Source organism: Collinsella sp. AF14-35 (assembly GCF_003464565.1).
Lineage (GTDB): Bacteria > Actinomycetota > Coriobacteriia > Coriobacteriales > Coriobacteriaceae > Collinsella.
In genome coordinates, this window is sequence record NZ_QRZD01000003.1 from 18487 (window position 1) to 33615 (window position 15129).

The 15129-nt window shown below is 61.1% G+C and carries 14 protein-coding genes; all 14 read left to right on the forward strand.

Going from position 1 to position 15129, the window contains the following annotated elements:
* Nucleotides 1-14: 14 nt before the first annotated feature.
* The 14 genes from DWW12_RS01665 (at nt 15) to obgE (ending at nt 15128) form a co-directional block, all read left to right on the forward strand.
* Nucleotides 15-1157, forward strand: a complete 1143-nt coding sequence (locus DWW12_RS01665) for a zinc ribbon domain-containing protein (RefSeq protein WP_158564348.1) — start codon at nt 15-17, stop codon at nt 1155-1157.
* 107 nt (nt 1158-1264) lie between these two features.
* Nucleotides 1265-1807 carry a peptidylprolyl isomerase gene (locus DWW12_RS01670; RefSeq protein ID WP_055249980.1) on the forward strand — a complete coding sequence of 181 codons (543 nt, stop codon included), beginning with the start codon at nt 1265-1267 and terminating at the stop codon, nt 1805-1807.
* Between the two features lie 11 nt (nt 1808-1818).
* Nucleotides 1819-3123 (forward strand): tetratricopeptide repeat protein, encoded by a 1305-nt coding sequence (locus DWW12_RS01675; protein WP_117854703.1) that lies wholly within the window; start codon nt 1819-1821, stop codon nt 3121-3123.
* A gap of 127 nt (nt 3124-3250) precedes the next feature.
* Nucleotides 3251-4282, forward strand: a complete 1032-nt coding sequence (locus tag DWW12_RS01680; protein ID WP_006236061.1) for a rod shape-determining protein — start codon at nt 3251-3253, stop codon at nt 4280-4282.
* A gap of 78 nt (nt 4283-4360) precedes the next feature.
* On the forward strand, nt 4361-5302 hold the full coding sequence (mreC, locus tag DWW12_RS01685) for a rod shape-determining protein MreC (protein WP_117564242.1): 942 nt from the start codon (nt 4361-4363) through the stop codon (nt 5300-5302).
* Nucleotides 5303-5313: 11 nt separating this feature from the next.
* A complete protein-coding gene (locus DWW12_RS01690) occupies nt 5314-5880 on the forward strand; it encodes a hypothetical protein (RefSeq protein WP_117583249.1) in 567 nt (188 codons plus the stop codon).
* A 13-nt stretch (nt 5881-5893) separates the two neighbouring features.
* Nucleotides 5894-7963 (forward strand): penicillin-binding protein 2, encoded by a 2070-nt coding sequence (gene mrdA / locus DWW12_RS01695; protein ID WP_055249986.1) that lies wholly within the window; start codon nt 5894-5896, stop codon nt 7961-7963.
* A gap of 9 nt (nt 7964-7972) precedes the next feature.
* The gene (locus DWW12_RS01700) at nt 7973-9199 is read left to right on the forward strand and encodes an FtsW/RodA/SpoVE family cell cycle protein (RefSeq protein ID WP_055249988.1); all 1227 of its coding nucleotides are present in this window, start codon (nt 7973-7975) and stop codon (nt 9197-9199) included.
* An 18-nt stretch (nt 9200-9217) separates the two neighbouring features.
* Nucleotides 9218-10147, forward strand: coding sequence for a YcjF family protein (locus tag DWW12_RS01705; RefSeq protein WP_117786066.1), 930 nt, complete (start codon nt 9218-9220; stop codon nt 10145-10147).
* Between the two features lie 10 nt (nt 10148-10157).
* Nucleotides 10158-12035 (forward strand): TIGR03960 family B12-binding radical SAM protein, encoded by a 1878-nt coding sequence (locus DWW12_RS01710; protein WP_117854704.1) that lies wholly within the window; start codon nt 10158-10160, stop codon nt 12033-12035.
* Nucleotides 12032-12844 carry a TIGR03936 family radical SAM-associated protein gene (locus DWW12_RS01715; RefSeq protein WP_117583244.1) on the forward strand — a complete coding sequence of 271 codons (813 nt, stop codon included), beginning with the start codon at nt 12032-12034 and terminating at the stop codon, nt 12842-12844. Before DWW12_RS01710 ends, DWW12_RS01715 begins: the two co-directional genes overlap by 4 nt.
* A gap of 67 nt (nt 12845-12911) precedes the next feature.
* Nucleotides 12912-13286 carry a 50S ribosomal protein L21 gene (rplU, locus tag DWW12_RS01720; RefSeq protein ID WP_035138585.1) on the forward strand — a complete coding sequence of 125 codons (375 nt, stop codon included), beginning with the start codon at nt 12912-12914 and terminating at the stop codon, nt 13284-13286.
* Nucleotides 13287-13319: 33 nt separating this feature from the next.
* Nucleotides 13320-13577, forward strand: coding sequence for a 50S ribosomal protein L27 (rpmA, locus tag DWW12_RS01725; RefSeq protein WP_006236075.1), 258 nt, complete (start codon nt 13320-13322; stop codon nt 13575-13577).
* An 84-nt stretch (nt 13578-13661) separates the two neighbouring features.
* Nucleotides 13662-15128 carry a GTPase ObgE gene (gene obgE, locus DWW12_RS01730; RefSeq protein WP_199570626.1) on the forward strand — a complete coding sequence of 489 codons (1467 nt, stop codon included), beginning with the start codon at nt 13662-13664 and terminating at the stop codon, nt 15126-15128.
* The last annotated feature ends 1 nt before the right edge of the window (nt 15129 follow it).

Here is a 15129-nt window from a genome sequence, read left to right on the forward strand (position 1 = left end):
GAAGAGAGGATGCCGTGATCTGTCCGCATTGCCTTAAGACCATCGAGGACGGCGCCTCGTTCTGCCCCTACTGCAACGCCTATGTGGGTCCGGGCGATGGTCCCGAGCACACCGAGTTCGTGTTCTGTGAGGGCTGCGGTGCCCGTCTTTCTCCGCATGATCGTACGTGCCCCAAATGCGGACGCCCCGCTCCGGGTATCCTCTCCGAGGACGCGGCCGCATCCGACCTGGCAGCGGGCCGCACGGCGGGCTTTCCGCGCCTAACGCAAGAGCAGATCGATACCGAGGTGCCGCATGCGCCGGCCTCTGCCGCTGCGGTGCTTTCGGACGCCGCCGACCCCAATGAGACCTGCGTGCTGCCGGCTTTCGATAAGGATTTCGGTATCCCCAAGGTCGATATTCCCATGCCCGTTTCCCTGCATGACGATGCTCAAAAACCCAAGCGCAAGGTGCACCCCGACGAGGACGCCTATCACAAGCACAAGCGTCATATTCCCAAGCCGCTTATCGTAATCGCGGTCCTTGCCGTCGTTTGCGGCGGTGCCTATTGGTTCGTGACGACCGATCCCATGGGTGTTATGCCCGGCTTCTACGACCAGTTTGGCCAAGCTGCACAGACCACCTTCCCCACGCGCCAAAAGGGCGAGGCCACTGAGGACGATACCAAGCAGGACGATTCTGCGGAGGTGGTCCAGGAAGAAACCGTGCTCACCGATGATCAGCTCTATACCAGGCTCGACGGTCTGTATCAGACCATCGTGTCCTACGCTGACGAGGACCAGATCGGCGAGGTCATCGATTCCTTTAACAACGGCTATCTCCGAACGCCGCTGTCCACCCGTCAGGAGCTGTCGCAGAGTGCCTACGCCCTGCGCGACCAGATCAAAAAGACGCAAGATGAGCTCAACAACCTTAAGTACCAGGACGATACGGTCTATGCGGATGACATCGCCCACTTAAAGCAGCTTGCCGAGTGGATGTATGAGCGCGTTGACGTGATCTGCCAGAGCTGGGATATCTCGCTGGCCATTCCCGATGGCGAGTCGATGAGTTCCCACCAAAGCGAGATCCTGGCGCCCATCGCGCAGGGCGGCAACAGCGCGCTGAACCAGTACGACGCCAATGTGGGTTCCTGGAAGCCGCAGCAGCGTTCCTAAAATTAGTTCGCCATAGTCGGCATAACCTACGTGCGCAATTGATGTAAGCCCGTGCTTATTGCTACAATTCGTACAAATATGCTTTAAACGCACGAGGAAGGAACCACATGTTTGGTTTTAAGAAAGAGCTCTACACGCCCGAGTATCAGCTTGTCGGCGACGAGTGCGCCGTAATCGAGACGTCGAAGGGTACCATCAAGGTCAAGTTTGACGGCGAGGGCGCTCCCATTCATGTCGCGAACTTCTGCGAGCTTTCCACGATGGGTTTCTATGATGGCCTTAAGTTCCATCGCTATGTGCCCGGTTTTGTTATCCAAGGTGGCGACCCCAATACCCGCGACATGTCCGGCGCCGACGTCGCCGCCGGTCTTGAGGGCCCCGACGGCATGCCCGGTACCGGTGGCCCCGGCTACTGCATCAAGGGCGAGTTTGCCACCAATCCGCGCAACAGCCATGTCGATGGCGCCCTTGCCATGGCACGCTCCATGGACCCCGATTCCGCGGGTTCGCAGTTCTACTTCTGCCTGGGTGCCCAGCATAACCTCGATTCCGGTTACACCGTCTTTGGTACCACGGTCGAGGGTCTCGATGTGATTTCGCAGCTGCGTGCCGGCGACGAGATCGTCCATGTCGAGATCGTTCACGAGTAAAGGGGACTTCCTTGAATAGCCAGCTGATCCAACAGGGCCGCGCCGCTTACCGCGCGGGTGATTTTTCCGCTGCAGCCCAGATGCTTGGGGCGGCAAAGACTTCCGATGAGATTATGGGCGAGGCCGATCACCTTCGTGGCAACGCCTTGATGCACCTGGGCATGTATGCCGAGGCCGCCGAGGCCTATGCCGCCGCCCTCAACGACGGCACCTACGGCAAGCGCGGCGCGCTGCTCACCAACCGCGGCAAGGCGCTTGCCGCCGTGGGCGACTACACGACGGCCGCTCAGGCGTTCTCTGCTGCTACGCAGGATGCTTCCTATGCCACGCCGTTCAAGGCCTATCTGGGCCTGGGCAATGCGCTGTTCCAGTCGGGCGACCATGCCAACGCGGGAACCGCCTTCCGTCAGGCTGCCATCGACGGCGCCAATCCGGCTCCTGCCGCCGCGCTCGGCGAGCTCGGTCGTTGCTTCATTAAGCTCGGCCGTCCGGCGGATGCCGTGGAGACTTACCGCACGGCTATCGACTTTGCCGGCCCCCGCGACGACACGCGTGCGCTCAACGCCGGCATGGGTCAGGCGCTTTCTGCCGCCGGCCGCCCCTCCGACGCACTCGATGCCTTTAACGCCGCTACTGCCGATGGCATCTACCAGCTCACCTCCGAGCAGGCCGATGAGCTTGCCCGCGTGCACGATTCGCTTGCCGCGCTGTCTGCCCAGACGGCTATGGCCACGGCTCCGGCGCCCGCGATGGACGCTCCTGCCGTCGATCCTCTCGATCCTACGGGCGCGACCGGTCAGTTTATGCCCGATCCCTCGGACACCGGCTTCTTTACGCTGTCCGAGTCCGAGATGGTCCAGCAGGACCGTCAGGATCGTAAGCAGGCCAAGGTCCGTCGTCGCCATCGCCATACGGGTCTTAAAGTCTTCATCGTTCTGCTTCTGCTTATTTTGATCGCCGCGGGCGGTCTGGGCTTTGCCTACACGCGCGGCTTTGGCTTCCCGTCTCAGGAGTCTGTCGTTACCGATCTGTTCCAGGCTGCCGGCGACGGTGACGCCGCAAAGGCCGAGTCTTGCCTGGCCTCGAGCCTGTCCGAGGACGCTAAGTCGATGATCATCTCCTCGATTCCGCAGGGTGCCACCGTGTCCGTCGAGGGCATGGATCAGTCCATGACCGAGACGACCGCCAAGGTGAAGGCATCGCTGTCCAAGGGCGGCGAGCAGGAGTACACCGTCAAATTCGTGCGCTCCGACAACCATATCGGCTGGGCCGTTTCTTCGCTTGATATGGATTTCTCGGCTGCTGACAACCAGTAGTGACCTTATGGGATTTAGCTTTGCCCGGCGCTTCACCGCAAGTGAGGCGCCGGGCTTGCGCTAGTATGATGAGCTAGTAGTTTTCCAGCAATCATCCAACACATCAGGAGTTGCGTTGTTTTCTTTGATGGATATGTTCTTCGGTAGCTATGCGGGCGATCTTGCCATCGACCTCGGCACCGCCAATACGCTTGTCTCCGTGCGCGGCAAGGGCATCGTCATTCGCGAGCCCTCTGTTGTCGCCATCGACAAGAACGACGAGCGCATCTTGGCGGTCGGTATCGAGGCAAAGCGCATGCTCGGCCGTACGCCCGGCAACATCGTGGCCGTTCGTCCCCTGAAGGACGGCGTCATCGCCGACTTTGATGTTACCGAGGCCATGCTTCGCTACTTTATCGACAAGGCGTCCGAGAAGCGCTATCCGTGGACTCCGCGTCCGCGTGTTGTCGTCTGCGTTCCCTCCGGTGTCACGTCGGTCGAGAAGCGCGCTGTCTTTGAGGCCACGATCCAGGCCGGTGCCCGCCAGGCCTATCTGATCGAAGAGCCCATGGCGGCTGCCATCGGCGCCGACTTGCCCGTCGAGGAACCCACCGGCTCCATGGTCATCGACATCGGTGGCGGTACCACCGAGGTTGCCGTTATCGCTATGGGCGGCATCGTCGTCTCGCAGTCCATCCGTATTGCCGGCGACGAGTTCGATCAGGCCATCCTCACGCACGTTCGTGATGCCTACAACCTGGCCATCGGCGAGCGTACGGCAGAGGACATCAAGATCAAGGTCGGCTCCGCCGTGCCGCTCAAGGATGAGCTCGACGTCGAGGTCAACGGCCGCGACGTGATCACCGGTCTGCCCAAGACCGTGCGCATCGAGAGCGAGGAGATTCGTCGCGCACTCAACAAGCCGCTCGACGAGATGGCCAAGGCCGTCAAGGACGCACTCGACGCTACGCCTCCCGATCTTGCCTCGGACCTTATGTACTATGGCATTTTGCTGACCGGTGGCGGCGCGCTGCTGCGCGGTCTCGATGTGCGCCTGCGCGATGAGACCGGCGTTTCGGTCAACGTCAGCCCCACGGCGCTCGATAACGTTGTTAACGGCTGTGCCCGCGTGCTCGAGGCCAATGCGTTTGATGGCGGCTTCGTCCAGACCAATGCTTAATTTCCAAAAGGTGGATTCCATTTGGCACGATCTTCGGGTTTCTCCACAAATCTGAATACCAAGCGACAATCAACGGGTATGCGCCCGTTGATTGTTTTCAGCCTGATTTCGGTGTTGCTGCTCACGTTTTACATCCGCGAGGGCGAGGCAGGACCGATTCATGCCGTGCGCTCGGGCGTGACGACGATTACCTCGCCGGTGCGCTTTGTGGGCTCGGCTGTGGCGGCTCCCTTCAATGCGATCGGTAACGTGTTCTCTAACCTTACGGCGTCGCAGGACACGCTTGACGAGCTTAAGAAGCAAAACGAGGAACTGACCTCTAAGGTTGCCGAGCTCTCCGAGGCTCAAAAGACCGCCGAGCGACTGGAGGGGCTGGTCGGCCTGCAGTCGACCTACAACCTCAAATCAACCGCAGCTCGTATCGTCGGCGCTTCGGGCGATGCCTGGACCTCGACCGTCACCATCGATAAGGGTTCTGCCGACGGTCTTACCATCAACATGCCTGTGACGAGTTCTGCCGGTGTCATAGGCCAGATTATCGAGGTCTCGGCCAAGACGTCCACCGTGCGCCTGATTGGCGATGAGAACTCGGGCGTGTCCGCTATGGTGCAGGACACGCGCGCCCAGGGCATGCTGCAGGGTCAGGCTGACGGCACGCTGCGTCTTGAGTACGTGAGCGTCGATTCCGACGTTAAGGTTGGCGACATCATCGTGACCTCGGGCATTGGCGGTGTGTTCCCCAAGGGTCTACCGCTCGGCACCGTCTCGTCTGTTGAGAAATCGGCTAACGACGTGTACTACACCATTGTGGTGCGCGCCCAGACGACGGCCGAGAACAACGAGGAAGTGCTGGTCATTACCTCGCTGACCGACGAACAGTCGGCCTCGGATGAGGACGTGAACACGGCCAACAGCACGCCGCAGGGAACGTCGCGCGATGCTGCGACCAAGACGAAGGACGAGAGCCCGGATGACAGTTCCGACACGTCCGAGACGACCGATTCCGGCTCGAGCGAATAGGGGGCATGTCCATGGATCTACACGAGCAGGGGATGAGCTCCCGCACGTTTGTAATCGCCGCCATTGTGTGCGTGCTGCTGCAGGCAGGCCTGGCACCGCAGATCTCCATTGCGGGCGGTCGCGTCAACTTTATGATTATCCTGGTGTGCCTAAGCGTGTTCTCGGGCGACCCGACCCGTGCCGTCGTGTGCGGTTTTTGCAGCGGCTTGTTCTATGACCTTTCCGCTGCCGTGCCGGTGGGCGTTATGTCGCTCCTGCTGACCGTGGGTTCTTTTGCCCTGGTGCATAGCGCTGCCGGTCAGACGGGCGGTGCCCCGAGTGCGCGCGGCATCACGGTGGGCGCCTTCGCGTTCGTCATTAATGTGATCTACAGCATCATCTTGCTGTTTATGGGTTTGGAGACGAGCTTTGTCGTGGCGATCTTCGGCCATGCGCTGCCGTCTTCGATCCTGACGGGTCTGGTTGCCATTCCGTTTTTGATGTCCGGCGTCGTGCCGCAGTCCGGTTATGGATTCTCCGCACGTGGCGGACGCCAGACGGGCATGCGCTTTAAGCCCAAGACCCGTAAGCTCAAATAGGGGAGGCTCGTAGATGTCTTCCCAGATGACGGTTATTATCGCCGGTATCGTGCTGGTTGTGGCCATCGTGGTCGCACTGGTCATTATGCGTCGCGGCGATTCTCGTTTTACCTACGATACGCAGCATGGGACGGCCCCGCGCGCCACCGAGGGCGAGGGCAATACCGCGGCGACCGCCTTTAAGGGCCGCTTCTCCATCCTCACCACGGGTGTGGGCGCGATGTTCGCGGCGCTTGCCGTCAAGCTGTGGGGCATGCAGATGGTCTCGTCGGACTATTACGAAAAGCAGGCTAATAGCAATCAGACGCGCACCGTTACCACACCCGCTGTGCGCGGCCGCATCCTCGACCGCAATGGCGTGGCGCTTGTCCAGAACCGTCCCTCACTTGCTGTCGTGGCCTACCGCGACCTTGCCGAGGATGAGGTTCTGGTTCGCCATCTTGCCAACGTGCTCGGTATGCCCTACGTGGCGGTGCTGCGCAATATTCAGGACAATTCCGAGGGCGCTCAGAGCCTGCATACCATCGCGACGGACGTCCGTCGCTCCACGGTTGCCTATATTCAGGAGCACGCCGGCGAGTTCCCGGGCGTCAAGATTGCCGAGCGTACCGAGCGCCAGTATCCATATGGCGAGACGGCATGCCATATCTTGGGCTATACCGGCACCATTACCTCCGAGCAGCTCGAGGCCCAGAATAAGAAAACCTCTGGTGATGATGATGCTTCTGCTGGCCGGATTACGTACCAGTCGGGCGATATCGTGGGCCAGGCGGGTGTTGAGAGCTACTACGAAAACCTGCTGCAGGGTATTCGTGGCGAGCAGACCGTCAAGGTCGATGCCTCGGGCAATGTGACCGGTCAGGCCGGCGCCGTGCCCGCCAAGGCCGGCTCCGACATTAAGCTCACGCTCGATCTTAAGATCCAACAGGCCTGTGAGACGGCGCTGGCGAGCGCCATCGAGCTTGCCAAGACCACTGGCTACAGCAATGCCGGCAACGGCGCTGTGGTGTGTCTCGATCCCAACAATGGCGAGATCCTGGGCATGGCGAGCGAGCCCAAGTTCGATCCGTCCGTCTTTATCGGCGGCGTCTCAAATGACGTGTGGACCGAGCTCAATGATGACAAGGGTTCGCACCCGCTGCTCAACCGCGCCATTAGCGGACAGTACATGTCGGCCTCGACCATCAAGCCGCTCTCGGCACTGGCCGGTCTTGAGTTTGGAACCTACACTTCAACGCAGACAACCAACTGCACGGGCTATTGGACGGGCCTGGGCAAGGCTTGGGGCAAGCGCTGCTGGCTGACGTCTGGCCACGGCACCATGACGCTGCAGTCGGGTATCGCCAACTCGTGCGACCCCGTCTTCTACGACATGGGCAAGGCCTTCTTTTATGACGAGCAACATTCCGAGGGCCTGCAGGAGGTCTTTCGTCGCTGGGGCCTAGGCAAGACCTGCGGTATCGATCTGCCGAGTGAGGGCGCGGGCCGTATTCCCGATGCCGAGTGGAAAGAGTCGTACTTTACCGACGCCTCTGCCGAGGACCGCAAGTGGAATGCCGGCGATATGACCAACATTGCCATCGGCCAAGGCGACATCCTGGTGACGCCCCTGCAGATGGCGTGCGCCTATATGGGTCTTGCCAACGGCGGCAAACAGTACGTGCCTCACGTGTTTTTGTCTGCCGTGTCGCGCGATGGCGACGGCGATGCCTATAAGTACAACGGCAAGGGCAAGAAGAAGCGCCTGGAGGCCAAGATCAACAGCGATTCGGATTTGACTCTTGTTCGCAACGGCATGCACGACGTGATTTACACGGCATCGACGTCCCTGGCGGCTCACTTTGGCACCCTGACGCCGCAGGTGTACGGCAAGTCGGGCACGGGCGAGAAAAGCGGCGAGGACGAATACGCGTGGTTCTGCGCCTATGCACCGGCCGATGACCCCAAGTATGTCATCGCTACTGTCCTGGAGCAGGGCGGCGGTGGTTCGGATACCGCGATGCATGTCGTGCGCGACGTGCTCGGCGTGATTTATGACGAGCCCGATACCTCTTCGGCCTCGGGCGATTCTTCGGTTCGATAGGAGGTTGCGATGGATTTTTCTCCGGCGGATCTGTTCCGTTCAACCAAGACCGGCTCTCGCAGCAGCCTGGACCGCGTCAACAAGCAACTTTCGGCCTCGCGCGGTACGTTTCGCCAAAAGGTGCATATCGGTGTGCTGCTGGCTACCGTCGCGCTCGTTGCCTATGGCGCCATCATTATTTGGTCGGCGTCACAGTTTAAGGCCGACGCCTCATTCTCGCGCCACCTGCTGGGCATTGGCATTGGCGCGGTGCTTGCGGTGCTCGTCTGGCGTACCGATCTGCGCGGTATTTCCAATTTTTCGACGGCGTTGCTCGTCATCGACCTGATCGTGATCTTCTCGCCCAAGATTCCGGGTCTGTCCTATACGGGCGGTCTGGGCATGACAGGCTGGATCAAGATTCCCGGTATCGGCTTGACATTCCAGCCGGTCGAGCTTGCCAAGCTCATCACCATCTTCTTTATCGCCACGCTTGGCTCGCAGTATAACGGCCGCATCGATACCGTTCGCGACTACGTCAAGCTCTGCGGCATGCTGTCCATTCCGTTTTTGGCCGTCGTCGCCATGGGCGACCTGGGCTCGGGCCTGGTCGTGCTGGTCTCGGGCGCCATCGTAATCTGCATGAGCGGTGCACGCCGCGAATGGGTGCTGTCGACCCTGGCCCTGCTCGTGGGCCTGGTGGCCCTCGTCCTGGCGCTCGATTCGGTCTTTGATTCGTTGCTCGGCCACGATGTGCTCATCAAGCAGTATCAGATGAACCGTCTGACGGTCTTTATCGACCCCGATAATGCCGATTCGGACGATGCCTACAACCTGCAGCAGTCGCTTATCGCCGTTGGCTCGGGCGGCTTCTTTGGTAAGGGTTTGGGCCATGCGACGCAGTCGGCCGGCGGCTTTCTGCCCGAGTTCCACACCGACTTCGTCTTCGCCTTCCTGTCCGAGACCTTTGGCTTTTGCGGTTCCTTTTTGCTCCTGTGCCTCTACGTGCTGCTGATCTTTTCGACGATTCGCGTCGCCTTTAAGTGTGAGTCGCTGTTCTTGCGCCTATCGTGTGTGGGCATCGTTGGCATGTGGGCGTTCCAGACCTTCGAAAACATCGGCATGTGCATCGGCATGATGCCGATTACCGGTATTCCGCTACCGTTTATTAGCTTCGGTTCGTCTTCGATGATGATTCAGCTGCTGACGGTGGGTATCGTACAATCCATATGGCGGCATCGTTCGGGCGCCGCGTAACCGCTGGAGGGGTTTGCTATGAAAATTCCCGTAGATAAGCTGACCCGCGCTTTTAAGATGGGCGCGTCCGTTAAGAAGGATTCCGATACGCCGGTGCGCGTCTCGGTCTATTTGGATTCGTCCGCCTCGCGCTTTCTGGCCGAGACGGTGCGTGACGCCTTTGTACCGCAGACGACCTCGGGCATTGTGCGCGTCGAGCGTCTGGGGGAGGAGCGAATTGCTCCAAAGACCGATACCGATGTGGTACTGGTGCTCTCGTGCGGCTCCGACCGCTTGGAGAGTGCCGTGCAGGAGCTCGTGATCGCCGGCGCGCCCGTGTGCGTGCTTGCCGAGTCTGCTGTGGAGGTGCCGTTTATCGAGGAGTCCACGCCTATGCTCGGCGTGGTAGCGGCAACCGATAAGACGTATCTGCTCGAGACGCTTGCCCGCTGGATTCTCGATCGCACCGACAAGGAAACGGCTTTTGCGGCGAACTTTGCCTTCATGCGCATCGCGGCGGCCAATCGTATCATCACCTCGTGCGCGCTCACCAATATGGCGACCGGTGCGCTGGTGTTTTTGCCGGGCGCCGATTATCCCGTGATGGCGCTGGCGCAGGTGGGCATGCTCTTTGAGCTCGCTGCCGTCTTTGGACGCGGCATTAAGCCTGAGCGCGGCTACGAGGTCGCGGGCGTGCTTGCCGGCGGTCTTGTGATCCGCGCGTTCACCCGCGCGCTCGTCAAGCAGACGCCGCATATTGGGTTTGCCGTCAAGGCGCTTACTGCCGCCGCGGGCACCTATGGCATGGGCCGTGCGCTCGTTTCGCTCTACGAGCGCGATGTCGACTACAGCCGTGCCAACGAGGTGGTCACTGCCACGTTCTCCCGCGTTCGCGATCTGGTGACCACGGTCGCGGGCGCTACCCGTCCTATGGCGTCCTACGAGGACGCATCCGATCTCGCTGCTTAGGGGTTTTCCGTTGCGCGTTCCGTATCAAGACTGTTTTCATTTAATTGAGCCGCTGCTCGCCAAGGTCGAAAAGCCGAGTCGCTATATCGATCACGAGTGGGGCACGCTTTCAAAGGCCGATGCCGACTACCGTTGCTGCCTGATCTACCCGGATGTGTACGAGGTCGGTCTGCCCAACCAGGGTATCGCCATCCTCTACAACATCCTTAACCAGGCCGAGGGCATCTCCTGCGAGCGTGGCTATGTGCCGTGGCCCGATATGGGTGACGCCATGCGCGAGGCGGGTATTCCGCTGCTGTCGCTCGAGGGTGCCGCCCCCGTCGCTTCGTTTGATATCGTCGGTCTGCATGTGCCGCACGAGATGGCGGTGACGAACTTCCTTGAGGCACTCGACCTCGCTGGCATTCCGCTGTTAGTGGCCGACCGAGGTGAAGACGACCCCATCATCATCGCCGGCGGCCCCTCGGTGTACAACCCCGAGCCGTACGCGGCCTTCTTCGATGCCATCCTCATCGGCGAGGGCGAGGAATCGCTGCTCGAGACCTGCCAGCTGCATCGCCGCCTGCGCGACGAAGGAGTCCCGCGCGCGCAGATTGTTGAGCAGCTTGCATCCATTGCCGGCAACTACGTGCCGTCGCTCTATGAGGTTCGTCACGACGAGCCCTGCTCGCCGCATGGCTACACCGTGCCGCGCGAGGGCAAGGATGCGCCGACCGTGGTCTACAAACGCGTCGTCGAGGATTTCGGCGCCACGAATCCGCTGTCGCAGTCGTGCGTGCCCTATGCGCAGCTGGTTCACGACCGCCTGTCTATCGAGATTCTGCGCGGCTGCGCTCGCGGCTGTCGTTTTTGCCAGGCCGGCATGACGTATCGCCCGGTGCGTGAGCGTTCGGCCGACCAGATCGTCTCGTCGGTGATCCAGGGCCTGGAAAAGACCGGCTATGACGAGGTGTCGCTTACCTCGCTTTCGACGACCGACCACTCCTGCATCCGCGATGTGCTCGGTCGCCTTAACCGCCGTCTGGAAGACACGGGCATTCGCGTGTCCATTCCCTCGCAGCGCCTGGATTCGTTTGGCGTGGATATGGCCGAGTCGGTCGCCGGCGAAAAGAAGGGCGGCCTGACGTTCGCGCCCGAGGCGGGCAGCCAGCGTATGCGCGACATCATCAACAAGAACGTGACCGAGGAGGACTTGGATCGCGCGGCCAAGGCAGCCTTCGAGGCCGGCTGGAACCGCATGAAGCTCTACTTCATGATGGGCCTTCCCGGCGAGCGCGATGAGGACATCGTGGCTATCGCCAACCTGGCCGATCACGTGCTGGAGCTTGGCCGTTCCGTGGTGCCCAAGGCGCGCCGCGGGTCTATCTCGGTGTCTATCTCGGTTTCGGTGTTCATCCCCAAGGCGGCAACGCCCTTCCAGTGGTGCCCGCAGCTCGATTACGACGACGTCAAGCGCCGCCAGAAGCTGCTCATCACGAGCGTTCGTAACCGTGCCGTCCGCGTGCATTACCACGATGCCGAGACCTCGCTCATCGAGGCTGCGCTCTCCCGTGCCGGTCGCGATATGACGCCGGTCATCATCGATGCCTGGCGTGCGGGCTCGCGCTTCGACGCCTGGGTGGAGCACTTTTCGCTCGACAACTGGAAGGAGGCCGCTGCCAAAAACGGCATCGACCTCAACGAGCTCGTGCACCTGCCCTATGAGCTGGACTGGCGTCTGCCCTGGGAGCACGTGAGCCCCGGCTGCTCGCGCGGCTTCCTCGAGCGCGAATACCGCCGTTCGCTCGAGGGCGTCACGACGCCCGACTGCACCCGCACGTCGTGCACCGGTTGCGGAATCTGCCCCACGCTCCACGCCAAGAATGTATTGATGGGTGATCGCGCATGAGTGAGCGTTTGACCGACAATCCCACGCTCTTTAGGCTGCGCGTTCGCTACGGCAAGCGTGATCGCCTCAAGTACCTGGGCCATTTGGAACTAATCCATACCATTGAGCGTATCGTGCGCCGTGCGGGCCTGCCCTATGCCGTGACGCAGGGTTTCTCACCGCATATGCGCGTGGGCTTTTCGTCGGCGCTGCCCGTGGGCACGTCGTCGACCTGCGAGTGGTATGACCTGTTTATGACCGAGTTCGTCGCGCTTGACGAGGCCTTTGAGCGTCTGGCCGCTGCATCGCCTGCCGATCTGGCGCCTATCGAGGCTGCCTACATCGACGTGCGCACGCCGGCGCTCACGGCTCAGCTCACGCGCCTGTCGTATCGCATCGACCTGCACCTGGATCCCGAGGCGCCCGTGAGCGCCGATGAGGTACGCGCCGCGATCGACACGTTGCGTGCAGGCCATGGCATCGACTACGCACGCGGCAAAAAGAGCAAGCGACTTGATCTGGACCATACGCTCGTTGGCTATGAGCTCACGGCGGGGGAGTGTGAGGACCATCTGGTGCTCATGCTCGACACCCATGCCGACAACGAGGGCTCCATGCGTCCGGAGATTTTGCTTTCTGCTGCTGATGTTTTGTTGCAGGGCTTGACCCCGGGCGTCGATGCACCTATTGTTTCCACCGGTATGCAAGACCTCGTGACCATCTGCTCCTACGATGTCGAGCGTCAGAATCAAGCATGCGAGGACGACGAGGGCCGACTCGTCAGCCCCATACCTGTGCGAACTTGTGGATTTGCTCCACATACTCGTTGACGGGGGTATTATCGCCTGCTACTATATTCGGCTGTTGCACTAACTGATGCATGAAGGGCAAGTAAACATGTACGCAATCGTTAACACGGGCGGCAAGCAGTACAAGGTCGCCACCGACGATGTCATCACCGTCGAGAAGATCGAGGGCAATGAGGGCGACAAGGTCACCCTGCCGGTCATCTTCCTCAACGATGGTAAGAAGATCGTCACCGATCCCGACAAGCTGGCCAAGGCCAAGGTTACCGCTCAGATCGTTGAGCAGTTCAAGGGCGAGAAGCAGCTGGTCTTCAAGTTCCACAAGCGTAAGCGCTATCGTCGTCTGAAGGGTCACCGTCAGCAGCTCACCAAGCTGAAGATCGTGAAGGTCCAGGCTACGTCCCGCGCCAAGAAGGCTGTCAAGGCAGAGGCCGAGGCTGTTGCCGAGGCTCCCGTCGCCGAGTAGATTACACTCGTAACGAAAGAGTAGGTATACACAATGGCACACAAAAAAGGACTCGGTTCCTCCCGTAATGGCCGTGACTCCCGCGGTCAGCGCCTTGGCACGAAGCGCTATGCCGGCCAGACGGTAACCACGGGCACGATTCTCGTCCGTCAGCACGGCACTCACATCCACCCGGGTGAGAACGTTGGCCGTGGCAAGGACGACACGCTGTTCGCGCTGGTCGACGGTACCGTTGAGTTCCACAAGGGTATCAAGCACAGGGTCAGCGTACGCCCGCTCGCGAACGCATAATTCACCCTTCATAGAGCACATATGTGGGAGGCACTTGAGTTTTAGGATTCAAGGGTCTCCCTCTTTTTGTAGGAGGCGATTCTGTTGTCACAGTTCACCGATATCAGCCGCATTAACGTGTGCGGCGGCGACGGCGGAGCCGGATGCATGTCGTTTAGGCGCGAGGCATTTGTCCCCAAGGGCGGCCCCGATGGCGGCGACGGCGGTCGTGGCGGCAATGTCGTCATCCAGGCCGATGCTCAGCTGTCTTCGCTGATCGATTACCGCTTTAAGCATCACTTCCGCGCCGAGCGCGGCACGCACGGGCAGGGTGCCCGTCGTAACGGTAAGAGCGGCGAGGACCTTATTCTCAAGGTTCCCATGGGTACCGTGGTGCGCGAGCTCGACCCCGAGACGCAGACCCCGATGTTCGAGATTGCCGACTTGGTGCATGATGGCGAGCGCGTCGTTGTGGCGCCCGGCGGTGCCGGCGGTCTGGGCAATACGCACTTTGTGACGTCGGTGCGCCGCGCGCCCGCATTCGCCCAGCTGGGCGAGCCGGCCGAGGAGCACTGGATTGAGCTCGAGATGAAGCTCATGGCTGATGCCGCGCTCGTGGGCTTCCCCTCGGTGGGCAAGTCCTCGCTTATCGCGCGCATGAGTGCCGCCCGACCCAAGATCGCCGACTATCCGTTTACCACGCTCGTGCCCAACCTGGGTATGGTGCGTGCCGGCGAGTACTCCTATGTCGTTGCCGACGTCCCCGGCCTCATCGAGGGCGCGAGCGAGGGCAAGGGCTTGGGCCACCAGTTCCTGCGCCACATCGAGCGTACGGCGCTGATCATGCATGTCGTCGACATGACGGGCGGTTTTGAGGATCGCGACCCGGTTGAGGATTACCGCATCATCAACCGTGAGCTCGAGCAGTATGGCGCCGAGCTTTCGGAGCGTCCGCAGATCGTCGTCGCCAACAAGTGCGATGCGCCGGGCACGGCCGACAAGATTGCCGACCTTAAGCGCGCCGCGCTCGACGATGGACATTTGTTCTTTGCCGTGTCCGCCGTGACGGGCGCCGGCCTCAACACGCTGATGCTTGCCGTGGGCGAGCAGGTGGCTAAGCTGCGCGCCGAGCTGGCGGTCTCCGATGAGCCGGTCGATCTTCGCGACGAGGAGTGGGAGCGCCGTCGCCTGCAGCGCGAGAAGCGTTTCCGCATTGTTCAGGAAGAGCCCGGTGCCTTCCGCGTGGTCGGTCGCGCCATCGAGCGCATGGTTATCCAGACCGACTGGGAAAACGAGGAAGCCGTCATCTACCTGCAGCATAAGTTTGCGCGCATGGGTGTTGACGACGCGCTCGAGAAGGCCGGCTGCCGTGCGGGCGACGAGGTCCGCATTTGCCAGCGCGCCTTTGACTTTGAGGGCGCCGAGGACTTCTCGGAGTACGAGGAGCTCGAGGACGCTGGCGAGGACGTTGCCGTTGAGGCCCTTGACGTGACCGATGCTCCGGATGAGGGCGTCGAGGTTGTCGATGCGGCGGATGCCGCGGACGATGCCGAGACCTCGGAGGGCGAGTAAG